The following is a 26,023-nucleotide window of genomic DNA, read 5'->3' on the forward strand; positions in this document are numbered from 1 at the left end:
ACCCTGTGGATAACTCCAAACTCTCACAGCCGGGTCCTCCTATGCTGAGACGACGCTCCGCGACTGGAAGGAACCCCATGGCCACCGACGACGAAACGCCGTACCTGCTACCGGACGGCGAGCGAGTCTGGGTCATCAAGACATCGGTCGCCGGTGGGTTGCTCCCGCAGATGCTCGAACGCTTCCGGCTTGGTCACTCCGAGCCGCTGATCTTCGGCGACGCCGGCCAGCCGGAGGGGGTCGTCGTACCGTTCGAGCTTTGGCGCCGTCTCGAAGCGTTGGCCACAGACTCGGACGGCTTCGACGCGACCTACACGACCGCTCGTCAGCGACTCGCCGACCCGCAGCCCTCGATCCCCATCGAGGATGTCGCCGAAGAACTCGGGCTCAACCTCGACCCCATCGACGAATCCGACCTGCCGAAGCCGCGATGACGTCGTACCGCCTGCTAGTCCGCCAGGAGGTGTTGCACCAACTGACCGCTTTGCGCCTGGCTGCAAAGACTCAGCCGGGCGGCCTGCGCGACCGCGAGTTCCGCACCCTCGAACTCGGGCTCCGAGCCATCGCCAACGGGCAGGAGGAGCATTTCGCCGGCAAGCGTCTCGGCTTTCGTACCCACGACCTCAGCGACTGCGCCGAGATCAAGCTCTCCGCGATTCCCGAGTCTCGTGGCGACCATGATCTCGGGCCGTCACACCGGCTCATCTACCGCGAGTTCCAGGCGGAGGACGGGGGCCCGCCGTACCGGCAGGTCCTAGCCTTCGAACCTCGCAAGGACGACCGCCCGTTCGAGGTCACTGCCAACCGCCTCGGCCGCGAGCGGGGAGTTCGTCTGCATTCCATGCAGCCGGTCACGTACACCGCACCGCCCGCGCCGCTTCGCTTCGCGCTCACACCAGACATCCGTACGGCGCTCGCCGCCGCCGGCGACGTCGCATCTGCCCGAGGTGCGGTCACCCGCCCGCAGCCCTCAGGCCCTCCGATGACAGGCCGCCACCGCGGCGACCCACCCGAGCGCAGCCGCTAACCTCCCGCGGCCCGGTGATATCGATCGCCGACCGCCCGCACGGCTTCCGCCAACTCCGGCGCATCCAGTACTTCGAAGTCCGCGTCCATGAGTCCCAACCACAGCGCCAACTGATGCGGATTGTCCGAACCCAGCTCGACGATGCACGTGTCGTCGTCGACAACCTCAGGCTCGATCGGCATCGGCATCCGGTTCTGCACATAGAGACTCGACGCGTTGACCTTGACCCGAGCCCGGTAATGCCACGACGCTTCCCCGACAGAGCGCCGTACTAGATCTCCTGCTTCTTCTTCGCCAAGTTCCCGCAGCGTGAACCGTGCCCCATTAGGCGTCTTGATCCGCATCCGATCCACCCGATACGAGCTCCACCCCTCATTGCCCCAAGCAACCAAATACCACCGCCGACCCCACGACACCAGCCGATGCGGCTCCACCTCCTGAGCGGCTGACTGGTTGACGCTCTCCCCCTCCCGCGGACTACTACCGTCCTGCGCCGTCCCCCAGGCCCCCGCAGCGGCCTCACCCGCGTACTCGAACCGCAACCGCTCCCGATCCCGAATCGCCCCAGCCACCGCCGTCAACACCTCAGCATCCACCTGCGGCCCGCCCCCACCTACCGCCACAGTCGCCGCCGAAATCGCCCGCACCCGCCTCCGCAACCGCGCCGGCAACACCTGCTCCAACTTCACCAACGCCCGTACAGACGTCTCCTCGATCCCCGCAATCCCACCTCCAGCCGCCGACCGCAACCCCACCGCAACAGCCACCGCCTCCTCGTCATCCAGCAGCAACGGCGGCAACTCCCCACCAGCCCCTAACCGATACCCCCCAGCCACCCCCGGCCGCCCCTCCACCGGATACCCCAAAACCCGCAACCGCTCCACATCAGTCCGCACCGTCCGCGCAGAAACCCCCAACCGCCCCGCCAACTCCGCCCCACCCCAGTCCCGCCGCACCTGCAACAAAGAAAGCAACCGCAACAACCGAGCCGACGTCTCCAACATGGCCCGATCCTCCCACCCATCGCGGCGAGCTCACTTCCACAATCTGTTAGGACCGCGGCGCAGTGGGCCGATACCGTTCACACCCACGTCACCAAGCCGGCCCGGCCTGCTGAAAGCGTCCCATCGGTCTGCAGGCGGAACCGCGATCGAACTCAACGCCGGGAGATGGAGCTGGCCCAGTAGACGATCGAACCCGTCAGGTCGACGGTTCGTCGGCGGCAGACGAGCGAGCTCGCTCGAAGTGGCGGTAGAGGTGGGAGACGATGCTCAGCGCGTCCAGGCAGTCCTGGTACGTCATCGCCTCTGTTTCGATCAGGAGCAGCTCCTCCTCATGAGCGAGAGGGTTGCGAAACGCCGCCACGACACCGTCGGACAGTCTCCATTGTCCGTTTCGGAGAGCGGTCAAGGTGTTCCCGTCGAACCCGGCCGCGGCATAGGAACCTGCAACGTCGATCTGAGGAGGGTTGCTGTCGAACTTGAACGCCTTGTTGACGATGGCTGTCGCGTTCTCTCCGTCGCTCCCGATGGCTTTTCGGATGTCGTTGACGAACCGCTTCAACGCTTCGGACATCGCCGCATGGAAATGTCCCACTGGTAGTACGCCTCAGAGACCTGCTTGATCGCAGGGTGCAGATGCCTCCAATGGAGATCTGCGTAGTCGGGCGCGATGGACCTCAGACTCTCGAAGAGAACGTCGCGATCCCGGTCGTCGAGTGCCGAGTCCGCGGACGTCAGAACGGCAGCCGCCCGGCCGACGGCGTCACGTTCCTCGGTTCGGATCGATCCGACCCAATCCTCCAGGTCGACATCGTGCCGCGCCTCGATCCGCTCCTTCGACGCCTTCTTGCGCGCAGCTCGACGCTCGAGCGAGGCCCAGCGCAACAACTGCTGGATGTACTGGTTGAGCTCGACCGTCAGATCCCCGTCCCAACTGATCGACCGGCGGTCGGTCGAGATGACGTCCGCCGTACCGTCGTCGACGTAGTCCACATCGAGGTAGCCGGTTAAGTAGGAGAAGGCATAGCTCGACTCGGAAACGCCGTAGAACTCCGGCTCGTTCGCCAGTCGACCGTGTGCGTACAGAGCGACGCCGCGCTGTTCGGCGGGAACCGGCTTGGCCGCCGCGACGATCCGGCCCCGAATCCGGTCGTTCGGCAGCTTCGCCTTCAGGTCGTCGGAGAGATCCTCGGGTACGCGCCACTCGATGTCTCGGTCCAGCGAGTCCAGCCGTGCATCCCGGTCGACCGGTCTGCTCGTCCCTGCGGCGTCGATGACCTCGATGGTGAAGTCGTCGTCCAGGTAGCCGAACAACCTGCCAAGGCTCTGTGCAAGCTCACGCGCATTGACGGGCGTACGGCGGTGCAACCGCGTCAACTCGACAGACGTACCGTGCGACTCCGGCGCGGCCGCATGCGCCGACAGATGCGGGTGGTACTCCGTACCCGTCGCGTTCTTGATCTCCGACCAGCTGAGCGCTACCCGCAGTTCCTCCGGCGTTCCTTGCCGCTTCGTGGTCAGCAGGATCGTCTCTCCGATACCGAACAGCGCCAGCTTTCCCAGCCCTTTCTTTCCGGCAACTGCTCGGCGCCCCGACTCGGACCGATCGTCACCGCCGGCTCGCCGATTCCGACCGATCCGGAGATACTTCTCCTGGAGATCGCCGAGTCCCATGCCGTGCCCGTTGTCCTCGACGACGACGGCCCGCTCACCGTTCGCGTCGCGGAGACGAATCTTGACCTTTGTCGCATCGGCGTCGTAGGCATTGGCGATCAACTCTGCCAGAGCGTTCGGCAGATGGGAGTACATCTTGTAGCCCAGGTGCTCGATGGTGAGCGGGTCGAACTGCAGAGTCAGAGGGGAAGTCACCGATGTCATCCTCGAATTCGGACAGGCACTCCGGTACCGATCACGACGACCACTGCACCGTCGACGGACCAAAGCTATCGAAAGGGCATCTCACACATACGTCGCTCTGGCGTGTCAAGCACCTTTGCCCGCGACAGCTTGCGCCTGCATCGCGGCAATTGTTTCCAGGGCGACAACACGAAGCTCGGCATCGAGCGGGCCCGACTCCAGTGCGTCGAAGGCCAGGAACGGACTCAGTCGCAACAGCCGTTGGAGAAACCCTCGGAGGACGTCTCGTTCGTCGAGATCTGCCAGGTCGAGACCTGTCCAGGTCCGCAGAATCGCCTTGACCAAATGCGGGCTGCCTCCCAACGCCCTCCGTCGGGCGTAGATCTGGTCGAACGCCGCCTCACCGAGAATTCCCAGCGCGTCGTACGGGCCGGAATCGTCACTCGAGTACACCAAATGGGCTCGCCACCAGAGTCGTCCGAACACGTGCCTGGTGATGTCCGTCGCCAGCACCCGGTCGCCGGGCGGACGTGGATAACGCCAGTAGGCGACATCTGGGAGGACGATCAGAGCGAGAAACGCCCACACGTCTCCTGCGGCGGCCTCAGCGGGGACCATGCGCATTCCTGAATGCAGGAACTCGGCCAGCCGAATGTCGAAGTCGCGGCGCGCTTCTCGCGATGACTCACCTGGGAACCCGTGCTCGGCGGCCAGCTGAACAACCCCGGTGCGAAGCGCGGACAGGTCATCGGCGCCGGCCCTGTCACCGCCGACGGCGGCAAAGATGCTCAGGTCGTGCGTGGTGCTGTGACGTCTGCTGAGTTCCACGATCTCGAGCGTCCGGTAGAGCTCGTGCAGCGTCTTGGCCTGCTCTGCGAGAAGACGCGGATACAGAATGCCCATTAATCGTCTCCGAACACTTTGACCGCGGCCTGGATCTCGGATGCGAAGTGTGCCGGCGCGCTTTCCATACGGAGCCTGAGATCAGCGATCGAACTGCCGGGAAAGAGCTGCCCGACCAAGCTCAGAAGCGTTGCCCCCAACGTGTCGTCGTCGTACTCGGACGTGTCCGAGAACTCATCCGACCGTAGCGCATGTTCGATCATTGTCCGAGCAACGTCCATGTAAACCGCGGACAGCACAACCTTGTCAACGGCTCGGGGTTTCGCAGCGTTCCGGAAGGCCGACATGGCCACGGTGTTGCGCTCATTGACCAGCAGCAACATGGCGCCCATCGTCGCGGCCGCGAAGTTCGATGAGATCTGGAGATGCCAACCGGCATCGTTCGGGAACGAGGTTCTCCCGAAGTCGACGACGGCCAAAGGGAACTGAGGAGCATCCCCTTGAAGACGGAGTTCGCAACGATCGCGCCACAGGACCGAGCCGGCACGCCGAGGCGCGACGGGCGGAGCATCTGCCGTCCGGTTGTCCAGCACGACCACGGTCTCGAGCGCCAGCAGCCCTCCCAGGTCCGCTCCGGCGATCCGCACCTCGAGATCGATGGTTTCGTTGTCCACCGCCTTGACCGGAGCTCGGTACGCCGATGCCCGCAGGCCGGACCCACTCGCCGTCCAGACGACCGCGAGCGCGATCGGTGCATCCGGTGCCAGCGCTGCTCCCGCTCGCAGTGCTCGTGCGTCGATCTCGACAGTTCGCCGAAGGCAGAGATTCGTGCGATAGTCCCAGTCCGGCAGACTGCTCGGCAGTTCTATCTCTTCCTCGTCCATCACGAGCATCCATCCGCCGGCCCGAATCACATCGGCCGGCGGCTGTCGGTAGGGCAGCGAGAGTCTTCTCATCGCGGACCCGCCGAGGATCGTGCCGTCACGTCGAGCTCGGTCACCGTGTCCGAGGCCGGGCGCACCAGTACACGCCACGTCGACCCGTCACCACCGACAGCGCGGAGGACCGGGCCTTCGACGGTCCGACCGTCGGTTCGCTCCCATCCGAGAAGCTCAGGCACCTCCGCGCCCATCGGCGGTTCGGTCTCCCGAGTACCGGGTCCGGCGAGAACGGCGGTCTCGACCTGCACGTCGTACTCTCCCTGCTCCGGGAGGCGGAAGTCCTGAACGACCACCGTCCGGCCGGCTCGCTCGTCGAGGTACGGGTCGCCGACGTACTCGACCCGGCTCGGTCGGGCCGTGCCGCGTCCGCCGCCCCCAGAACCACCCGATCCTCGTCCGCCCGCAGGCTGTCCGCCACGGCCAGTGCCGGATTTGAAGTCCGATGCACCACCAAGGCCATCGGCACCGGCTACGAGTGAGGAGAATCTGCCGCTTGCTGCCCCAAGGGAGATCGATGAAGAACCGCCACGGGCGGCCCCGCCTAACTCGAGCAGTCCTTCCAAGGCCTCTCCGATGCGGCGAAACGTGGTGCGCACGAACGTGCTCTCAGGGAGTTGCAGCGACTGGGGGTTCCAGCTGTCGTGGGTCGGCGGCTCAGCGCGGGCATACACATCGTCCATGCCAGTGTCGGCACGGAACACGCCGGCATAGGAAAGAACCTCGCTGGGCGGCTTGGGTCCTTTGTGGTAAGTAACCACCAACTCTGCCGGACGCATCAGACAGACGTGGTGCACAAGACCGTCGATACCGGCGGTCAAGGAGGCCATGGTGGCTTCGACGGTCGGACCGAGCCTTTTCGCGAGCCCCAGCTGTCCCAGAGTCCTCTTCGGGCTCCTGCATGCAAGGGTCTGCGCCCCTCCTACCGCGAGCTGTCGGTACGCAGCGACGAAGAGGTCGAGCGGTCGCGTGCTCTCCGGATCGGGAACAGATACCTCAGCGCCGTCGCAACGAACTTTGAAGTTCATCGGCGGCCGCCGACCATCGGTTGCCAACATCTTCGGCCACAGGTGCCACGCGATCGTCTCCGCTACGTACTCCGCGGCCTGCTGCGGATCGAGATCGTCCAGGACAGGGTCGATGATGACGACGGTCGTCCCGGTCTCGTCGACGCCGAACGGCCTCAGCCCGAGGCGTTGCGCCACCTGGTCGGCTGCCTCACCGATCAACGGCTCGACGATTCCGCTCGACGCGTCTCCCCACCAGTGACGTCCTGTGTAGCGCTTCTCCTCGGCATTCTCCTGACCGATATAACTCTTCCACAATGCACAGCCGATCAGGCGGGTCTGCAGACCCTCGTCGGTCGCACATCGGGTGTGCAGGAGCACCGCCCCGGCCTTTGCGACGAGATAGAAGATCCCCTTGCCGAACCCGTAGGTCCCGCCACCCAGCTCGGTATCGCGCGGTTCGCCGATATTGCGAACGAACGACACGAAGTCATGGTTCTCGCCCTGGGCGACGTCCGCTCGCGTAGGCCCGCCGAGACCGGACGTTCCCCTGTCCGAAACGCTGAGAATTCGAATGTCGGAGCGCCGCAACGCGCCTCTGAGCGGCAACTGGTGCTCGAGCGGCGCATTCTGCAACAGCAGCTCACGCCACGACGCGAGGTGAGCCGCGCTGACCGATCCGAATTCCATCTCGAAATCGACGGGCTCGTTCCGCCCTCGGACCCGCGCGTCCCACGAGTTCTGGGCGGCCTCGCGAACCAAGATCGTCAGAAGGTCCAGCTCCGGCCGCCCCAACTGGTTCCTGATCCCTTCGGCAGCGCTGGCGCCGTCGGGTGGAAACGTCTGGGACAGCCAACCAGTCACCATTTCTCGCCGTCCTTCAGCATCGCGGCAGCGTGTTCGTCGGCCTGCTCGTCCGACAGCGGAAGTGGAGGTTCGCTCGACAGGTCGACCGTGTACTGGACGTCGGTGACGTTGACCGAGATCCCGGCTTCCTGGAGCTCACCAGCAACCAGCCGGGGGAAGTCCGGGCCGACCAAGTACCGGCGCTGCTCCGCCACCGCGAACCGTGGCTCGTCGTAATGCCGGTGATCGACGACCTGATAGCCGGCAGCCGCCAGTCGCGTGCGCAGGTCGGCCTCGTCGTCACAGAGCTTCAGCGCCTCGTCGACGATGCTGTTGAGGCTACGAGCCGATCGGCTACCTTTCTCGAGGCGGATCCAGTACAGATGTAAGCCGTCGGTCGGCGCTTCGAGTTGGTCCAGCCCATGAATTCTGATTCGACGCCCGTCGGAAACCGTCGTCGCTTTGACCTCGATCGCGCGACTGCCTCCGAGGAAGTCGTGGCGATACCGCGTCGGCCCGGTCCACGTCCGGTGAGCGCTCGGGTCCCGGCGGAGGAGATCCACGAGCACAGTCAGTTCCGCGAAGAGCCCAGCCTGTTGGTCAGGCCCCAACAGTTGGCTCGATGTCCGGAAGAGCGCCCGCCAACTGTCGAGTCGCCCGTAGAGAACCTTGAGCGAGTCCCGTGGGTCTTCTTCGACATTTCGGAGGACATCTGCGCACAGGCCGGTAAATACGTCGTCGAGATCCCTACGGAGACAACTGAGATCGGCAAAGGTCTGCCGATCACCACCGTCCTCGAGCGCGCGCTTGCGCAGGACCAGCGCGGGGCCGTTCAGGCCGCCGCGCACAACCCGGTCCGCGGACACAGGTACTAGAAGGTGGCGACACCCAGAGTCGTCCAAGGCGGCGAGAAGCGTGCCTGCAGCAGATGTGACGGGAGTGTCCACGACGCGTAGACGATCAGCGTTCGATGTCGAACTGCCGCCCAGCGCAATCCAAAGGTCCTGCATGACCGCCCGCAACGACATCGTTCTCACTCCGCAGGCGCATCGAGAGGAGCGAAGTCCTCGACCTCGATGTCGATCTTGGAGAGATCTGCCGAGATGTAGTCCCACTCGACCTCGCTGTCCACCCCCGGCTGCGGGAAGACCAGACCGACCCCGATGACGTCGACATCGGCCTTCAAGGCCGAACGCGATGTACGACCCGGTGCAGGCTGCGAGATCCGATCGATGGGATACAGCACCAAAAGTCCCGTGTCGGGCAGCTGCCGCAGGCGCTCCTTCTTGATCCGCTGCTCGTCGAACTTGCTCGTATCGCCATCCAGATCGATCGCTGCATCGCGCCGGCTCATCAGCGTCTTGATGTCAGCTGTCGCACGATCGAGACTGGAACCAGCGTCGTCCTGAGCTCCGAGTTGGGCGCGAATCACCGTGCCCGTGGTAACGCCCGAAGCAAAGGTGTACGTCCCCGGCGCCGCCTTGGTGGAGTTGCCGACGATCGCGATGTTCCACTCGTGAAGCGCCCCTGTCCTTCGGCGCTTCTCGATGTATTTCCTGAGAAGCCCGGAATCGCACTCCTGGGATTTTTCGTGGAACTGGTACGCGTCGAGGAAGGTGAGCACGTCGTCGCTGTGAACACCTCTGATGACATGGCGACCCTCCTCGGTCGGGGCATCGCGCCGTCCCGTGGCGAGCGCGCGCTCCACAAGCTCGTTCGCGGCATCCTGGTTCCGCAGAAGCCACGCTTCGTCCAGCCGGAAGTAGCGCGTCTGGACCCGCTGTCCGCCGTACGCCGACGCTGCCGGGACCGCATCCTTCATCTTCGCTGCGGCTGTCACCCTGAGCGCAGGATGTTTTCGAAGCCTGACCGCGAATGTCAGAGGGTTCTTGTCCTCGGTCATGTAGACGTCGATGTCGCGACGCATCTCCGCTTCGACCGTCGACAGGTGGCGGAACCAGTCCCGCAGCTCCTCGGTCATCCAGATTCGCGGCAGGTCGGCATATCCGTCGCGATAGCCGAACCATCGCCCCATCTGCAGAAGAGTGTCGTAGGCCGATACCGCTCGAACGAAGTAGCTGACAGCCAGCCCTTCCAACGTCAGACCTCGAGACAGCGTGTTGCCGCCCACAGCGATCGCTACGACGGGTCCGCTGTCGTAGTCGAGGCGATCCTCGCTGCTCGAGTTGTCCATGATGATGCGGCAGTCGTCGAGGACACCGGCGAGCTCAGGGAGCAGTTCGTCGAACCGGATGGTCCTCTCGCCGAACGCTTCGGCGGAGACCCGAGTTACCTCTTTCTCCCACAGCGTACGTAGGGCACCTGGCACCATGCCCGAGCGCAGATCCGCCGACAGCTTCGAGCGCAGTGCCTCCAACGGTGCCCGAAACCGCTGGTGAACGACGGTGTTGACACTGGTATGGATCAACATCGTGCAGTGTGGGACTCCGGTGCCGCGGACACGGCGGGCGGCCGTGCTGAGCCAGAAGTAATGAACCGCGTCACGCAGAGCATCCGTGATCTCCGGTACGAAGCCGTCGACGTCGAACCGTTTCAGCGGCCGAACGCATTCCACATCCGAAGCCGGAACGGTCCTGATCATGTCGTACCCGTCGTCGACATCCTCCGGGTCCTCGCCGTCCAAGGCATAGCGGCCGAATACGACCTCGGTGCCGAAGTGCCCCAGTGGTTTGGGCAGATTGACGACGAAGTCCTTCGGGTAAAGGTCCTCGGCGCTCGGGTCGATCAGCAAATTCGCGAACGGCGAGGCGGTGTACCCGACATAGGCAGACTTCGGGAGGGTCCCGAGGATCTCGCGGATCAGCGGATTGATCGACTTCGTGGCGACCGTCGCCTGATCGGCTTCGTCGTCGATGATCAGCGCCGGACAGTCGGCGAGGTAGTCCTGTGCAGATGCAAGCCAGTCCGCGAACTTTCGGAGCACGGTCGCGTTCTTCTTGACGACGCAGAGGACGTGCGTCTTGTTCGTCCTTCCGAAGAAGGAAGCAGCGTTCGCCGGAGGAACGAAGTCCTTGTCCAGGTCGGTGAGCTGCGCCCAACGCGTCGGATTCTGCTCCACCAACTGCTGCACCAGGCGCTTCTGGGTCTGACGTCGGAGTCCGTTGTGGATACCGGCCAGCACGATGAACAATTTGTATCCGCGATCGGCCGCCTTCGCCATCACGGCCGTGAAGTTCGTCGTCTTGCCCGACTGCACGTACCCGACGACCAGGCCTCGAGTCGCGAACAATTTCTCGCGTGGGTGGTTCAGCAAGGACACGACGCGCGTCGACGCAGCGTCCAGCGCATCGATCGCAGGATCCTTTTTCCACCCCGACATCTCCAGCTGCTTGACGAGCGCGGGCCAGCACTTGTCCTGTGGACGCAGACCCGTGTACCAGGTGTACCGGTTGTCGAGCACCACGGCCCGAGGCTCTTCCATCTCACGGATCGCTACGACCCGCTGCTCGTGCCGCTCGATGATCCGTTGGATCACCTGATCCTCGACCTGGAAGATCTCCAGCGCCTTGACAGCGTCCTCGGGCGTTTTGGTGTCCAGGAGATCGACGAAGACCTCGTACTTGGCATCCAGGTCATCGATCATCTCGCCCATACCGACATCTCTCTCATCCACCCAACGATTCCGCCGGCTCGCGACGCCCCGGCACCTATATCGCCGCAAAGGCTCGAACGTTACGTACAGTCACCTGAATCCCCCTCGGTAGTCAAGGCATTGACAACCTGGCGGACGGCTTCCTCCGGCTCCACGTGCTCCCAGATCCGTAGGACGGTCCACCCCGATTGCCTCAAGCGGATGTCGGTGTCCCGATCACGGTCGACGTTCTTCCTCAGCTTCTCGGCCCACCAGGCTGCGTTGTTGCGCGGACTGGTGCCGTGCTCCGGACAGCCGTGCCAGAAACACCCGTCCACGAACACGATCAGTCTCTTCGGACCGAAGGTGATGTCCGCGCGCCTACGAGGCATCCCAGGAAGTGGACTGTTGACGCGGTAGCGGTAGCCGAGACGGTGCAGCCGTCGGCGGAGCTCGACCTCGGGCTTCGTGTCGCGGCGCGCCTGGCGAGACATCCTGGCCGACGTCTGCGCCGAGGTCACCAGCGCGAACGGCGACGTCGGCGGTTCACCGGCGATTCCGCCGGTCGCCTCGGCACTCGCTCGCTCCACGTTCATGACGTGGTCCAACCTCTCACGATGCCTCGGGATGTGTCTTTCGAAACCGCCGAGCCGACTCGGATCCCTCGCCGGCGTTTCGTGATCGTCGAGCGCCGGAAGGACCCTATACTTGCCCGCTATGACCCGGGATCAGCACGGTCTACCTCTCAATCTGCACATGGTGGATCTGTTCGCAGGACCCGGTGGACTGGACGTAGCGGCACAGTGGCTCGGCGTTGCCGTCGACGGCATCGAGTGGGACGGCAACGCGTGCGCGACCCGGTTCGCGGCCGACCTTCAGACCCAACAGGGCGATGTCCGCCAGTTCAACCCGAAGAAGTTCCCTGATGCAAGGATCTTGACCGGCGGGCCACCCTGCCAGACCTACACTGTCGCCGGTAGCGGTGTCGGTCGCCGCGCCATGAACGAGGTTCTGACGGCTGCCGAAAGTATGGCGTCCGGCAAAGACGTCACGGACGTGTTCACCAATCTCGACGAGCGAACCGGGTTGGTGCTCGAACCGCTTCGTTGGGTCCTCGAAGCGCACAGGGACGGCGCTCCCTACGACGCGCTCGTTCTTGAGCAGGTCCCGGCCGTCCTGCCGGTTTGGCGCGCCGTCCGGGATGTGTTGAGAGACATCGGCTACAGCTGTGAGTGCGAAATTCTTCGGACCGAACAGTTCGGAGTACCACAGACTCGACGGCGCGCCATCCTGATCGCGCGCCGGAACGCCGAGGCCAGAATGCCGGTTCCGACACATCGCCAGTACAGGCGAGGCGTTCCTCGCGACGAAGGCGACAAGTCTCTTCTTCCATGGAAGACGATGGGCGAGGCACTGGACAGGGCGACACCTTTCACCGTGATCTCGAACTACGGAACCGGGGGAAATCCGAAGCTCCGCGGTCGCCGTAGATCCGACGAGCCGGCAGCGACCGTGACCGGCAAGATCTCTCGCAACCGGGTGCAGACGGCTGATGGCAACATCGAGCGATTCAGCCTTCCGGAGGCGGGGATGTTGCAGACGTTCCCGAGCGACTATCCGTGGTCGGGAAGTGACATCGCCCAGCAGATCGGAAACGCGATACCGCCCCGGCTGGCCGTCCATGTCTTGGCCTCCGCGCTCGGCCGAACAATCGATGCCGGATCGCTCGACGACGCCGTCACCCGAAGTTGGGCCGACGCGAAAGCAGGGGCGCCACTGGTGCGTTCGACAGCCATGAGCGCCGGGTCCGCAGAGTCCCCAGCGGGGAGTTGAGCAGCTCCGTGTTCGATGGGCTCGGACACGTTTCGGTGAAGGCCGAATCTGCCGCTCGGCGACCCTTCAGAAGATCCAGGCGTCGAAGATAACTATCTGTGACTACCCCCTTGGCAGCACAACGTAGCCAGTGCATAGTGCCAGGGGTAGTCGGCGAGACCAGCGCTCGCCGTCGCGCCGATTCCTGTGGGGGGAAAGCAAATGGCCGCGAAGAAGACCAACGGATACCGTAACTACACCGCGGACGGATCGTACTGGACGGTCCGCAAGCACGGTCGTACGTTCTGGGTGCTCCGCCTGAGGAGTGAGACGTACGACCAGCTCGAGGTCTGGGGCGGCTACAGCCGGGCAGGAGCTGCCGGGGGTGCCGCCGCGCAGCTCGCCTACTTCCAGGCAGTGAGCGAGATGACGGAGAGTCTCCGCGGGACGATACATCGGGCTCTCGACAAAGTCGGCCTTGGTGCACTGCCTCCCAAGGCTCCGGTATCCGCCTCTGAGGCACCGGCGAACTTAGCGGTTGCGGACGACGAGTAGATCGGCATTCGCGTCCTGTCGGCGCCGGACTTCATGCCGAGTTCTTGTGGGCTCGGCCGAGTGTGCGCCGCGTGACGTCGGTGCGGCATTTCATGTCAGAGCCGGCATCGGGTCATCGATCCGGGCGGGCACAGGATTCGGGGTCGGTGACGGGCTCGTTGTAGTAGACGGAGGTCGGCGTGCAGGGTTGGGAGCGCGGCGGTACAGGACTGGCGAAAATCGTGCGCGAGCAGACGGAGACCTGCCTGAGCGTGTATTCCGAGGACCGCAGCCGCGTCCTCCAGGACGCGAACAACGAGCGCCGCATCTCCGAGGGGGGATACGCCACCAGACAACTTGAGGAGCTGCTTCAAAACGCGTCCGATGCGGCCCGCCGAGGAGGTGCGCGGGTGGAGGTGCTCCTGACCGAGGACACGCTGTACGTCGCGAACGACGGCGAGCCATTCGACGAGCAAGGGGTCCGGTCGATCATGGCCTCGGACATCTCCACGAAGGACGATCAGAAGATCGGCAAGTTCGGTATCGGCTTCAAGTCGGTCCTGGCGATCTCCGAACGACCGACGGTCCTCAGTCGCACGGTGTCGTTCGGCTTCGACAAGGTTTGGGCAGCCCGCACCCTTGGCGATGCCGGCTTCGATTTTCCTCGGTATCCGACGATGCGGCTGGCTCGCACTCTCGACCCGGGTGTGGAGAGTGGGCGAGACAGTCATCTGCGCGATTTCATGGAGTGGGCGAGCACGGTGATCGTGCTTCCCTTGTCGGTGCCGTGCCACCGGCTGTCGGAGCGCTTGAACCAGTTCCCCGCGGAGTTCGTGTTGTTCTCTCCCCACATAGCCCAGGCACGACTGCGGAATCTCGCGCACGGCGACCGGAACACCGTTGCCGGCGCGAAACCCGGCCCGGCAGATCGCACGATCAATCAGGAGGTCCTGCCTGATCGGACCGTGCTGCTCAGATCCGGTGGACGAACGACTCGCTGGTCGATGACTCGTGAGGTTCACCACCCCAGTCCAGCGGCGCGGGAAGAAGGTGGACATGTCGCAGCTCGCCGGCAGGTCGAGGTGCAGTACGCCTTGCCAATTCCGCCGAGCGCTCGGCTCGGAAGGTTCTGGGCCTATTTCCCGACTCACTTCGAAACCACGTTGTCAGGCTTGGTCAACGCGCCGTGGAAGCTGAGCGACGACCGGACCGGCCTGCTCGAAGGAGCGTTCAATCACGAGCTCCTCGAGAAGGTGCCGAAGCTGTTCAGCGACGCGATCCAGGTCATGAGCGGAACCGCCGAGGCGGTGGGGGCCATCGACGCCATGCCGGCACGAGGCCTGGAACCTCGCAACTGGGTCGATCGCGAGATCAACGAACCGATTTTCCGCCGGCTGCGAAGTGTTCCGTCCCTGCCCGACGGCAACAATGTCCTGAAGACGCCGGCGGCATTGAAGTGGGTCGGCGACGTTCCGGCGGAGTGGTTGGCACAGTGGGCCGCGATCGACAACGCTCCTGTCGACAAATGGCTGCACCCTAACGCCTACAGCAGTCCTGAGCGTCGCAAGAAAGTCGCCAGACTGATGCTCTCGAACCGTCCGGACGACAGCGACGCACAGAGTGCCACCGGCGTCGACGAATGGCTCGAGGCCCTGGTGTCGGACGGCAGTGTCGCTGCCTCGGCGGCAGCGATTCTCCTGGCAGCACGCATCGTGGACGACGCGCAGGCTGCGAGGGATCCAAGGGTTGCTGAAGCGCTCGGCAGTGTGCGCAAAGCGGAAATAATTCGTCTCGAGGACGGCGACTTGAGAGCGCCTGCCAAGGGGCAGGTGTTCGTTCGCGTCGACGGTGACCAGACGTCGAACGTGGACTTCGTCGATCCCGAGTTGGCTGCGATGCCGGCAGTGCGCGATGCGCTGCAAAGGCTGGGAATCGTCGTCATGGACCGGAGTGGAGAACTTCACCGGTTGCTCGCCCTGGCCAGGACGTCAGCGGGGCTCAAGAACCCAGCAGGTGTCTGGCCCGGCATCTTCGGTGTGCTGCGTGAGATCCCGATGGAGACCGCGATCCGAATCCTCGGCGAGGATCTCGGCGAAAACTTCGAACAGCATGTGCGAGTACGAACTGCAGCCGGGACCTGGCTCCCGGTCGGTCAGGTCTATCTGGCAGGCCGAATCATCCCCGCGGACGCCACCCGTGACCGCGACCGCCTCATCGACCCGCGGTTCCATGCTCACGATACGGATCTGCTGGCCGAGCTCGGAGCGGTCGACGCTCCGGTTTGGCGCCACAAGGCTCCACGAGAAGCTTGGTTCAGCGTCTACGAGGACGAGATGCGAGAGGTCTTCGTCAAATCTCAATCCGGCAACGCAAGCAAACCGGAGCATTCGAAGATTCAGGTCACTCCTGGGATGAAGGGCGCGCCGCCACCTTGGCCACTGGCCCCCCTCTTGTCGCTCAGCCTGGAAGGCGTTGCGGCGGCAACCAAACATCTGCTGTCCCGGCCGGTTCCGACTCGATGGCATGTACGCCACGCGACGAACGCCGGGTATGGATCAGGCACGGTGAGCGCCCCCGAGACATGGTTCCTCACCCGGAACGGTCGCCTACCGACAAAGTTCGGCATCCGCCCCGTGGCAGCCGTTCTGAGGGCGAGCGATGCCGTGGATCCCGCGATTCTGCCGGCCGTTGAATTGTCCGAGGAATGGGCCAACGCATTGGCCGTCAAGTCCGACCCGGAGGACCTGCCGACCACCGAATGGGTGGCGCTCAAGGAGACGGCTGACACATGGCGCGGACCGGACGACGACGCTCGGCGTGCTGCTTTCTACTCCTGGCTGCCCGGACGGATGACCTGCGACAAGTTGGTGGTTCGGGTCGGAACACAACTCCAGTCGGTCGATGTCGGCAACATCGGTGTCACCGACGAACCAGCTGTCTACGAGTCGATGCTCGAGGCCCAGGTCCCTGCACTGTTGGCGGTCGATCATGATGACGTCGAGCGCTTCGTCGAGGCATGGAAAATGCCCAGGGGCAAGGATCTCCTACAGGAGGAGATCCTCATCGAGACATCTGGTGAATGGAGCTACCTCACCGACATCTACCCGCCTCTGAAGCTCCATCTCGATCTGGCCGACCAGGAACTCAAGCTCCAGCCTGCGGGTCGAATCGTGAAAATGATCGCCACCCCACGAGGGCAAGTTGCACACCCGATCCATGCCCGCCGCGACGGCGACACGCTGCTTGTCACCGCAACGTCGTCGCCGCACCAGCTCGCGCAGATCTCCTCGGTCCTCGGGCTCGAGCTCGGTCAGGCAGGCATCGAGAAGGTCCTCGGGCAGATGGAGCAGGCGGCCACCAACAACCTGCGCAACGAGATCAAGCGTGCTGCCGACGACGACGCACGTCTCGTAGCCGCGGTAGGTTCTGACGCCCTACGGCGCTGCGTGCCTGCACAGGCGCTGGAGATCCTCGATCAGGATCGCGGCGGCGCCGTCCCGATGGAGGTCGCGGCATTGGCGCGCGCCGTTCACGGCGTCGGCATCCTGAAGCAGCTGCGGCCGGCCCTCGAGGACCGCGGGCTGGAGCCTCCTCGAGAGTGGGCCGGGCGGCGTGTGACACGGCAGTGGGTCGCCTCGCTGGGGTTCCCGCCCGACTGGGCAGGCTTTCCCGAAGGCACTCGTGCAGCGGTCGAGATGATCGACGGTCCGGCGGTACTCAGCCCCCTCCACGACTTTCAGGAATTCGTCACCGAGCGCATCACCGGGCTGCTACGGCGTGTAGGTCCCGATCGCGGGATGGTGTCGCTGCCGACGGGTGCGGGAAAGACTCGGGTCACGGTCGAGGCACTCGTCAACGCCGTTCGCGAACAGGACGTCTCGACAAGAGTTCCGCTGGTCTGGATCGCCCAGACCGACGAACTGTGCGAGCAGGCTGCCGAAACCTGGACCCACGTGTGGCGGGCCATCGGTCCTCAGCTGCCGATGCGACTCGGTCGGCTCTGGGCGGCCAACGAGGTGTCGGAAGAACCAGGCGTCTTTCAGTTGGTGATCGCGACCATCGACAAGTTGAATTCGTTGACCACGAGATCGGGCGACGAGTACGACTGGCTGCGTGAGGCTTCGGTCGTCGTGGTCGACGAGGCGCACGCCTCGATCGCACCGTCGTACACACGAGTGCTGGAATGGCTCGGCCGCAGCAGCCGCGTGCGATCCGAAGAGCGGAAACCGTTGATAGGCCTCACGGCGACGCCGTTCCGTGGCACCTCGGCGGAGCAAACGGAGCGGTTGGCGGGTCGTTACGGCAAGAACCGACTCGATCGCGGAGCTTTTCGGAAGGAAGATCCGTACGAGGAACTCCAGGACATGGGCGTACTTGCCCAGGTACGACACGAAATTCTCGATGGGACGGATGTCCACCTGACCGAGTCGGACGTGGCAGAGATCGAACAGACGCGGCGGCTCCCATCGGCAGTTGTCGAACGTCTCGGTGCCGACCTCACGCGCACCCTCCGCGTCGTGCAGTCGATCGCAGCCCAGCCTGCCGACTGGACGGTGCTCGCCTTCGCGCCGTCGGTCGAGAACGCGCGCGTTCTCGCCGCCCTGCTCTCGCACCGGGGAATTCCTGCCATGGCCGTGTCGGCCGACACCGAGTCCGCCGCCCGACGCCACTACATCGAGGAGTTCAAGGCCGGACGCATCCGGGTGCTGACGAACTACAACGTCCTGACGCAGGGCTTCGACGCCCCCAGAGTGCAGGCCGTGTACGTCGCGCGGCCGACCTTCAGTCCGAATGTGTATCAGCAGATGATCGGACGTGGTCTCCGTGGGCCGAAGAACGGCGGCTCCGAGGAAGTGCTGATCGTCAACGTGCTGGACAACTTTGAGAAGTACGGCGATCTGCTCGCCTTCAACGAGTTCGAGTACCTGTGGAGCAAGCGATGATCGAGCGCCAGCTGGACGACAGCCAGCTCGCAGCTGTCGACATCGCCGCCGACACGCGTCAGATCGTCATCGCCGGCCCCGGTTCGGGGAAGACCGAAGTCGTATCCGCCCTGATCGAGCACCTCGTCGACGACCAGGACATCGATCCCGTCGACGGCATACTGGTCATCAGTTTCTCCAACGCCGCCGTGCATGCTGCCGATGCCCGACTTCGAGCCCGAGTGGGTACGCGACCGGTCGGTGTTCAGACGATGGATTCGTTGGCAGGTGAGCTTCTGCGTGAGCTCAGCACGGAGGATTTCGAGAACCTCGGCTTCGACCGACGTATCGCGCTCGCCACACGGCTGCTCCGCGACGAGACCTGGGGGCGGATCGACGATCTCGACCATCTGATCGTCGACGAGGTACAGGACATCGTCGGCGTCCGAGCGGAGTTCTTGTTGGCGATCATCGAACAGTTACCGGCAGCGGCCGGATTCTCGCTGCTCGGCGATCCGGCACAAGGGATCTACGACTTCCAGCTGCGCGCGAACGGCAACGGTCGCAAGCCGCTCTCGACCATGTCGTCCACCGCGCTGGTGGCCGCCGTTGAAACCCTGCCTGAGATCCAGATCAGACACCTGACCGGGCAGTACCGTGCAGCAAGCCGCGACACCAAGGCCGCGGCGGCGCTGCGCTCGGCAGCTCTGCCCGGTGGCGACCCTCGCCTGCTCGAAGACTTTTATGCCGCGGTCGTGCCGGTGGGAACCGTTGAGGATGTCATCGATCTCGCCGAGCATTGGACAGGACGGACCGCCTTCTTGACCGAGACCAACGGCCAGGCTCTCCTGGTGGCAGGCGTTCTGCGCAATCGCACGGTGGTCGAGGTTCGTCGCAGTACTCGGCAGCGGGTGATCGCCGGTTGGGTGGCTCTGCTGCTAGGTGATGTGGCGACCGACACGATTGCCCGGAGCGAGCTCGACAAGCGTATTGCCGAGCGCTCTCCCGAGCTCGACTCGGCGCTCATCTGGCGGGCGCTGCGTGGAGTGGAGCGGGGAAGAGGCACGGAGATCGATCTGTTGCGCCTCGCGCAGCGCCTTCGTGGCTCGCGACCGCTGCCCCCTGAACTCGGGGATCAACCGGCGACGACTGTCGTCGTCTCGACCGTCCACCGCGCGAAGGGTCTCGAGTTCGACAACGTCGTTCTTGTCGACTTCCCCGAGCACGCCTGGCGAGAGGACGTGGATCCAGGCGAACGGCTCCGTGCTCGCTACGTCTCGCTGACCCGCGCGCGACGGCTGCTCGTGCGCGCGAACGGGCCTGACGATCGGTTCTTACGCCGGTTCCGCAAGCCGGGTCTTCATGCAGAGCGTTGGTACAAGGGCGGATACAAGGACTGGCAGACGTCCGGCTTCGAGATCGGGGTCGGAGATGTCGAGCCCGTCTCCACCGATGCCGCGGAGGCGGAACTGCACTTGGCGACAGCCGTTTCGGCCGGCGACCCGCTCGAGATCAACCTCGATCGTCGTGAATCAACACTCGCCGTGCCGGTCTACGTCATCACACACAGCGGGATCCCCGTTGGCCGCACGTCACGTCGGTTCGGTGAGGACCTGGCATCTCGTACGGGCACTCTCGAACGCAGGCGCCGATCATGGCCGTCTCTGGGGAAAGCGCAGGTCGAGAGCATCGCTACGGCGGTTGTCGATCCGCGGCCGGGATCCACCAGTCGACACGGGTTCCGTCTCGCGCCGACAGTGACCGGGCTGCTCGACCTCAACTGGAAGGAAACGACGGAAGATGACTGACCTCGCCCCGTGGTACGAAGCGCGCGACCGGATGGTCGAGGCAGTTGTCGACGATCTTTACGGTGGCCCGAACGAGGAGACCTTGTCCGAGGCGCCGCTGGAGCGGTACATCGTCGGAATCCTGCATCCGCGCTCTGCCGAGGGCTCACAAACCGTCGTGGAGATGGCCAACGAGGTACCCGACGAAGAGGGCGGTGCGGCGCTCGACGGAGACTTCGACCCTGGAGTGTCCTTCGCCCACCTCCGCTACCCCTCGACAGTCGGGCTCACCTTCGGTCTGACCGAGGGAACCCAGCAGATCGAGGTAGTGATCGACGCCGACCGGTACGAGCCTGATGAGCAGGCCGGTCCGATCGATGCGGCGGTTGGGGGCATCGCCAGTCGCGCCCGCTCCAAACAGACCAGCCTGTGGCGACGGGTGCAGATCGGCCCCGTGGAGGAGACGGTCACTGTTGTCCCGGGAACGTCGGGCGAGCTCAAGATCGCGGACGGTCTGATGCTGCGCATCGTGATTCGGCCGGCGCAACATGGCGTCGTCAACGCCACCCTGGTCCTGGTCAACAGCTTCACACGGCCTGAGAAGGGACATACCGATGCTCTGTGCTGGTTTCGACCGCAGATCCGCGTGCGGGCGATCGGCGGCGAACTGGCCGATCGGAGTCCTGAGCGCTCGCCCGAACATCTGGACGCGGACGAACTGGGCGGCGAGCTGCTCTACCGCAAACAGCGCCATCTCGCAGTCGGGCACGGTGTGGCCGTCACATGGACCGAGAGCGATCACGTCACCGAGGTCGGGACGTCGTTCTTTCCGGAGCACGACCTTCAGTTGGCTCAGGCCGATCGCGACGATGTCGAAGACCTCAGCATGGTCGCGCTCGCCGAGCCAGAGACGCGTGGGCCGCTGAACCATCTGGTCGACACGTATGCAGAGTGGATCGACGAGCAGGAGCAAGAGCTCGGCACACTTACCAAAGATCAGGCGGCGACCGCGCGCGCTCACCTTCGCGATGCGAGACTAGCTGTCGCTCGCATGCGTCGAGGTATCGAGCTGCTCCGTACCGATCAACGGGCAGCGCAGGCGTTCAGGGTCATGAACCTTGCGATGCAACAGCAGCGACTCCGTCAGGAGATGATCCGCAGTGGATCCGGCACGCCACCGACGGATGTGGTCGGCCAGTGGCGCCCCTTCCAGATCGCCTTCATACTCTTGAATCTCGAAGGCCTTTCGGACCCGGCTGCTCCCGATCGTGACCTTGCCGATCTGCTGTGGTTCCCGACCGGAGGCGGTAAGACCGAGGCATACCTCGGCCTGATCGCTTTCGCGCTGGTTCACCGGCGCCTGCGACGAGCCGGCGCGGACGGTGACGGCGCCGGAGTTGGCGTCATCATGCGGTACACCCTGCGGCTGCTGACCTTGCAGCAGTTCGAGCGCGCCGCAGGGTTGATCTGCGCACTCGAGGATCTGCGCCCCACGATTCCTGGTCTGGCAGACGGCAAGCCGTTCTCGATCGGTCTGTGGGTCGGCCAGGGAGCGACACCGAACAATGCCGCCAATGCAGCGAGGGCGATCAGGAAGCGACGTGGAGGCGAGGAGCCCGGCGACCTGGGTGATCCGGTACAACTGTTGCGCTGCCCGTGGTGCGGCTCCGAGCTCGGACCGGAGCACTACGAGGCCGATGTCCGTCGCGATCGGGTGACCGTTCGCTGCCCCGATCCGTTGTGTCGGTTCAGTAAGAACGACGGTCTCCCTGTCCATCTGGTCGACTCCGATGTGTACCGCGAACGGCCCTCGCTCGTCATCGGAACTGTCGACAAGTTCGCCATGCTTGCCTGGCGGGAGGAGAGCGGGCGACTGTTCGGCTCGGGACATGACGCACCGCCCGACTTGATCGTGCAGGACGAGCTCCACTTGATCAGTGGACCACTGGGAACCCTGGTCGGTCTCTACGAGACGGCAGTCGACCATCTCGCGACCGACCGTGAATCGGGGGCCAGGCCCAAGCTTGTCGCATCGACGGCAACGATCCGGCGCGCGTCCAAGCAGGTCAGGGCAGTGTTCGCTCGGGAAGCACGGCAGTTTCCGCCGCCCGGGATCAACGCCTCGGATTCGTTCTTCGCCGTCGACGCCCCCGCGAGCGTGAAGGGAACCCGCCGATATGTCGGGTTGATGGCCACGAGCACCAGTCATGCAACCTTGCTTGTCCGTACCTATGCCGCTCTACTACAGGGCGCAAAGGATCTCCAGGCAAGCGACGAGGTGAAGGACGCCTATTGGACTCTGCTCGGCTACTTCAACAGCCTCAGAGTCCTCGGCGCTGCCTATATTCAGTCGATCGACGACGTGCGTGACCGGATCAAGGTCGTGGCGGGTCGGAAGGAAACCGAGCTCCGTCAGATCCGAGATCCACGGGAGCTGACTTCCCGGAAGAAGTCCAGCGAGATCCCGCATGAACTGAAGGCGCTCCAGACGCCGTGCACGGATCCGGGGAGTCCGGATGTCGTACTTGCGACAAATATGATCTCGGTAGGTGTCGATGTCGACCGTCTGGGTCTCATGGCAGTGATGGGTCAACCGCAGACAACGTCCGAGTACATCCAGGCAACCAGCCGTGTCGGGCGCCGGTTTCCGGGGCTCGTGCTCACTCTCTACAACGCGTCACGGTCGCGCGATCTCTCGCACTACGAATCGTTCACCTCGTACCACCGGGCGCTGTACAGCCAGGTCGAGGCCACTGGCGCAACACCGTTCGCCCTCCGATCACTGGATCGCGGGCTGCACGGGTTGCTTGTCGTCCTGGCGCGCCACCTCCTCCCTGGCGCGGCTGGGGACAAGTCGGTCACGGTACCGGTCGAGAGCGACGAACTCGACCGGATCGTCGACATCATCGTTGCTCGAGCCGTCGAGGTGGAGCCCGACGCCGCGCCCGCCGTCCGTGCGTCGCTGGAGGGCCTCGTGGAGAGCTGGAGGGATGCTGTCGAGGCTGGAACCGTCTCTCAGTACGCCCGTTGGGTCGAGGGCAGCCACGACGTCAGAGGCCTGATGGTTCCTGCCGGCAGCCCGGCGATGGACGGATCCACCGGCGACCCGCTGGCGGCAATCTTCCCGCCGTCCGAGCCACCGTGGCCGACATTGACAAGCCTTCGCAATGTCGACCGGGAGAGCACGTTGAAGATCATCTCACCGAGGAAGACCAAGAAGGTGGCAGACGATGGCGACCGCTGAGCGTCCGAAGGCGAGGCAGAGCCAGCTCGTCACGACCTACGGAGTCGGTTCCCTCTTTCCGGCCGGTGACCAGAGCTTCATGATCTGCGGGATCGACGAGTGGGACGAGAAGTGGTCTCCCCCTGTCGAAGAACCGCGCTTGGCTCGCTCGCTCGGCGTGCACACTTTTCGCGCCCCCTCCACCGGAAAGAGGAACGGCGACGTCCCGGTCGTCCGCTTTCCGACCTATCACTACTGCCCGCAGTGTCGGCGACTCGACAGGCACTGGAAGTTCGATGCGAAGAAGATGCAGTGCCCGGACTGTCTGCGGGACCTGACACCGTCGCGTTTCGTGGCTTGCTGCGAGAACGGTCACATCGAGGATTTCCCCTACTTCAACTGGGCCCATCGCGGCTCCGATGTTCCTGACGGCCCGCATCGGATGATGCTCGAGTCGCAAGGTGCCTCCTCTTCTCTCGCCGATATCGTCATCAGATGCTCCTGCGGCGTGCCGGCGCACGATCTCGACGGCTCGTTCGGCCGCAACGCGCTGAGCAAGATCAAGGGATGCGATGGCAAGCGGCCATGGCTACCTGACGCACCGGACGAACAATGCGAGAAGCCACTGCGAGCGCTCCAACGAGGATCCTCCAACGTCTGGTTCGGAGCTGTACGCTCGAGTATCTCGATTCCGCCGTGGTCGAGTCCGACCGCCCAGTTTGTCACCAAGCACTGGGCAGTCCTCGAGCATGTACCGGAGAGCGCGCTCGCCGCGGCGCTGCCTGCGATGATCGAGGGCAGACCTGGGCTGTCGGTCGAGGGCGTCGTCGACGTCGTCCGGCAACGAAAGGGGCTGGAGACCACAACTCAGCCGAGCGACCAGGATCTGCGGGACGAGGAGTACCGGGCTCTTATCGACGGGAACGAGGGCGGTCCGCTCGATACCTTCCAGTGTGTGCCTGTCGATGTGGACGAGCGCGTACAGGCGCTGGTCGCGCAGGTGTCGAGGGCGAACAGGCTGCGGGAGGTTCGTGCATTGCAGGGCTTTTCGCGCGTCACTCCGATGATCACCGACACCACCAATCCCCGGCTGGCCAGGCTCAGCGAAACTCATCTCCAGTGGTTGCCCGCGACCGAGGTCCTTGGCGAAGGGATATTCGTCCGCCTTTCCGAGGACGCAATCACCACCTGGGAGGAGCAATCGCTCGCCCGCCAGCGTCATCAGCTTCTGGACCAGTCACTCCAGCGGCGCGCTGTCGAATCGGGCGCACCGATCATGTCTGCTCCGTCGGCCAGGTTCATCGCGATCCATTCCCTCGCGCATGCGCTTCTGCAGGAGCTCAGCCTCGATGCCGGCTATCCGATCGGATCTTTGCGTGAGCGTATCTATGCGGAGGAAAGCCAGGCCGGTCTGCTGATCTACACGGCATCCTCGGACGCGGCCGGGAGCCTCGGCGGTCTCGCCGCGCTGGCCGACGAGCAACACTTCGCTGACACGCTCAGCGCGGCCCTGAGTCGCGCGGGCTGGTGCTCCAACGACCCGGTTTGTAGCGAGTCCGGACCTTCCGGCACCGACGGTCTCAACCTGGCCGCTTGCCATGCGTGCCTCCTGCTCCCCGAGACCAGCTGCGAGCATCGGAACATCTTCCTCGACCGTGTGAGTCTCGTCGGCAACATCGAATCGCTCACGGGAGGACTTGTGAGCAGCTTGTAGCACCGGGCGACTTTGCAGTCGGATCAGTTGCGATGACCTCACTGTTCGAGCGTGCGGCGGAGGCAGATCGATTGCCTATCTGGCATCTGTTGCGATCTGAACAGCCGACGGGTCCTCAGTGCTTACGAGCGAGGTCGACGAGGTCGTCTATGGAGTCGGCGACGAGGGTTGGGTCGTCGGATTGGATGTTGTGGCCGCCTTGGCGGGCGATTTTGTGGGTGGCGTTTAGGGCTGTGGCTAGGGAGCGTTGGTGGGATTGCCAGCGGGCGTCTAGTTCGGTGGGGGTGAAGGGGTGCCAGCGGGTGAAGTCGAGGGATTTGTCTTCTTGCCAGTGGCCGGGGCGGCTGGCTATGACGGTGGTGGGGATGTTGAGGGGGCGTCGGCTGCGGGTTACTTCGGGGACGCTGGCTTGGAGGTCGAAGGTGAGGGTGCCGTCGGGGGCGGTGCGGATGGGGGTGGCGATGTCCAGGTTGAGGTGGATGTCGGAGGTGTCTACCAGGACTAGGCCGGCGATGTCCGTTGGCCATTGGGCGGCGTGGATGAGGGCGATGAGGCCGCCGAGTGAGTGGCCGACCAGGATGAAGGGACCTGGGACGTGCGCTAGCAGACATCGGAGTTCGTCGGCGGCGGCGCCTAGGGTGCGGGAGGTTAGGTCGGGGGTCTCGCTGCCGCCGATGCCGGCTCGGTCGTAGGTGAGCAGGGTGGTCGAGGAGCGCAGTACGGCGGTGGTGGCGTCCCAGGCGTGTCGGTCGCCGCTGGCGCCGGAGATGAAGACGACTGTGGGCGAGCCTTCTCCGGTGAGCTCGGCTGCGAGGCGGTAGTCGCCGACGGTGAACATGGTGATGAGCCTAGGACTCAGAACGGTCAGTGATCGGACTGAGTGGATTCTTCTGTTGGACAGTCGTCCGGCGGAGGAGCAG

The 26,023-nt window shown here is 64.5% G+C and carries 18 protein-coding genes; 8 read left to right on the plus strand and 10 right to left on the minus strand.

All coding sequences use genetic code 11. The annotated features are described in order from the left end of the window. The first annotated feature begins 77 nt into the window (after positions 1 to 77). Positions 78 to 434: a hypothetical protein gene (locus ABZS29_RS36655; RefSeq protein ID WP_355469346.1), complete on the plus strand. Its 357-nt coding sequence runs from the start codon at positions 78 to 80 to the stop codon at positions 432 to 434. After that, a complete protein-coding gene (locus tag ABZS29_RS36660) occupies positions 431 to 1,027 on the plus strand; it encodes a hypothetical protein (protein ID WP_355469348.1) in 597 nt (198 codons plus the stop codon). Before ABZS29_RS36655 ends, ABZS29_RS36660 begins: the two co-directional genes overlap by 4 nt. On the opposite strand, the gene ABZS29_RS36665 is transcribed toward ABZS29_RS36660, so the two are convergent. The 9 genes from ABZS29_RS36665 to ABZS29_RS36705 form a co-directional block, all read right to left on the minus strand. After that, the gene (locus ABZS29_RS36665; protein ID WP_355469350.1) at positions 1,024 to 2,031 is read right to left on the minus strand and encodes a WYL domain-containing protein; all 1,008 of its coding nucleotides are present in this window, start codon (positions 2,029 to 2,031) and stop codon (positions 1,024 to 1,026) included. The two genes, ABZS29_RS36660 and ABZS29_RS36665, sit on opposite strands and share 4 nt — an antisense overlap. A gap of 196 nt (positions 2,032 to 2,227) precedes the next feature. Beyond that, positions 2,228 to 2,602 carry a TIGR02391 family protein gene (locus ABZS29_RS36670; RefSeq protein ID WP_355469352.1) on the minus strand — a complete coding sequence of 125 codons (375 nt, stop codon included), beginning with the start codon at positions 2,600 to 2,602 and terminating at the stop codon, positions 2,228 to 2,230. After that, a complete protein-coding gene (locus ABZS29_RS36675) occupies positions 2,587 to 3,897 on the minus strand; it encodes an ATP-binding protein (RefSeq protein ID WP_355469354.1) in 1,311 nt (436 codons plus the stop codon). Before ABZS29_RS36675 ends, ABZS29_RS36670 begins: the two co-directional genes overlap by 16 nt. Before the next feature lie 114 nt (positions 3,898 to 4,011). Further along, positions 4,012 to 4,788, minus strand: coding sequence for a DUF6339 family protein (locus tag ABZS29_RS36680; RefSeq protein WP_355469356.1), 777 nt, complete (start codon positions 4,786 to 4,788; stop codon positions 4,012 to 4,014). Next, on the minus strand, positions 4,788 to 5,612 hold the full coding sequence (locus tag ABZS29_RS36685; RefSeq protein ID WP_355469357.1) for a hypothetical protein: 825 nt from the start codon (positions 5,610 to 5,612) through the stop codon (positions 4,788 to 4,790). The genes ABZS29_RS36680 and ABZS29_RS36685 overlap by 1 nt, the downstream gene beginning before the upstream one ends. A gap of 68 nt (positions 5,613 to 5,680) precedes the next feature. Further along, complete coding sequence (locus ABZS29_RS36690; RefSeq protein WP_355469359.1) at positions 5,681 to 7,468, minus strand: hypothetical protein; 1,788 nt, start codon at positions 7,466 to 7,468, stop codon at positions 5,681 to 5,683. A 65-nt stretch (positions 7,469 to 7,533) separates the two neighbouring features. After that, positions 7,534 to 8,547, minus strand: coding sequence for a PD-(D/E)XK motif protein (locus ABZS29_RS36695; protein ID WP_355469361.1), 1,014 nt, complete (start codon positions 8,545 to 8,547; stop codon positions 7,534 to 7,536). 5 nt (positions 8,548 to 8,552) lie between these two features. After that, on the minus strand, positions 8,553 to 10,700 hold the full coding sequence (locus tag ABZS29_RS36700) for a Z1 domain-containing protein (RefSeq protein ID WP_355469363.1): 2,148 nt from the start codon (positions 10,698 to 10,700) through the stop codon (positions 8,553 to 8,555). Between the two features lie 512 nt (positions 10,701 to 11,212). Continuing rightward, positions 11,213 to 11,707: a very short patch repair endonuclease gene (locus ABZS29_RS36705; protein ID WP_355469365.1), complete on the minus strand. Its 495-nt coding sequence runs from the start codon at positions 11,705 to 11,707 to the stop codon at positions 11,213 to 11,215. A gap of 121 nt (positions 11,708 to 11,828) precedes the next feature. Between ABZS29_RS36705 and ABZS29_RS36710 the strand changes: the two genes are divergently transcribed. The 6 genes from ABZS29_RS36710 to ABZS29_RS36735 all read left to right on the plus strand — a co-directional run bounded on the left by ABZS29_RS36710 (position 11,829) and on the right by ABZS29_RS36735 (position 25,103). Continuing rightward, entirely contained in the window at positions 11,829 to 12,944 is a 1,116-nt protein-coding gene (locus ABZS29_RS36710) for a DNA cytosine methyltransferase (RefSeq protein WP_355469367.1), read from the plus strand. Between the two features lie 201 nt (positions 12,945 to 13,145). Beyond that, positions 13,146 to 13,478: a hypothetical protein gene (locus tag ABZS29_RS36715; RefSeq protein WP_355469368.1), complete on the plus strand. Its 333-nt coding sequence runs from the start codon at positions 13,146 to 13,148 to the stop codon at positions 13,476 to 13,478. Between the two features lie 179 nt (positions 13,479 to 13,657). Further along, positions 13,658 to 18,400, plus strand: coding sequence for a DEAD/DEAH box helicase family protein (locus tag ABZS29_RS36720; protein ID WP_355469370.1), 4,743 nt, complete (start codon positions 13,658 to 13,660; stop codon positions 18,398 to 18,400). Further along, positions 18,397 to 20,187 carry a UvrD-helicase domain-containing protein gene (locus ABZS29_RS36725; protein WP_355469372.1) on the plus strand — a complete coding sequence of 597 codons (1,791 nt, stop codon included), beginning with the start codon at positions 18,397 to 18,399 and terminating at the stop codon, positions 20,185 to 20,187. The genes ABZS29_RS36720 and ABZS29_RS36725 overlap by 4 nt, the downstream gene beginning before the upstream one ends. A gap of 307 nt (positions 20,188 to 20,494) precedes the next feature. Beyond that, positions 20,495 to 23,410: a helicase-related protein gene (locus ABZS29_RS36730; RefSeq protein ID WP_355469374.1), complete on the plus strand. Its 2,916-nt coding sequence runs from the start codon at positions 20,495 to 20,497 to the stop codon at positions 23,408 to 23,410. Then, on the plus strand, positions 23,397 to 25,103 hold the full coding sequence (locus ABZS29_RS36735; RefSeq protein WP_355469376.1) for a DUF1998 domain-containing protein: 1,707 nt from the start codon (positions 23,397 to 23,399) through the stop codon (positions 25,101 to 25,103). The genes ABZS29_RS36730 and ABZS29_RS36735 overlap by 14 nt, the downstream gene beginning before the upstream one ends. 115 nt (positions 25,104 to 25,218) lie before the next feature. On the opposite strand, the gene ABZS29_RS36740 is transcribed toward ABZS29_RS36735, so the two are convergent. Beyond that, positions 25,219 to 25,941: an alpha/beta hydrolase gene (locus ABZS29_RS36740; protein ID WP_355469378.1), complete on the minus strand. Its 723-nt coding sequence runs from the start codon at positions 25,939 to 25,941 to the stop codon at positions 25,219 to 25,221. Positions 25,942 to 26,023: the final 82 nt, after the last annotated feature.

The organism is Kribbella sp. NPDC005582 (assembly GCF_040605415.1).
In the GTDB taxonomy this organism is placed as follows: Bacteria; Actinomycetota; Actinomycetes; order Propionibacteriales; family Kribbellaceae; genus Kribbella.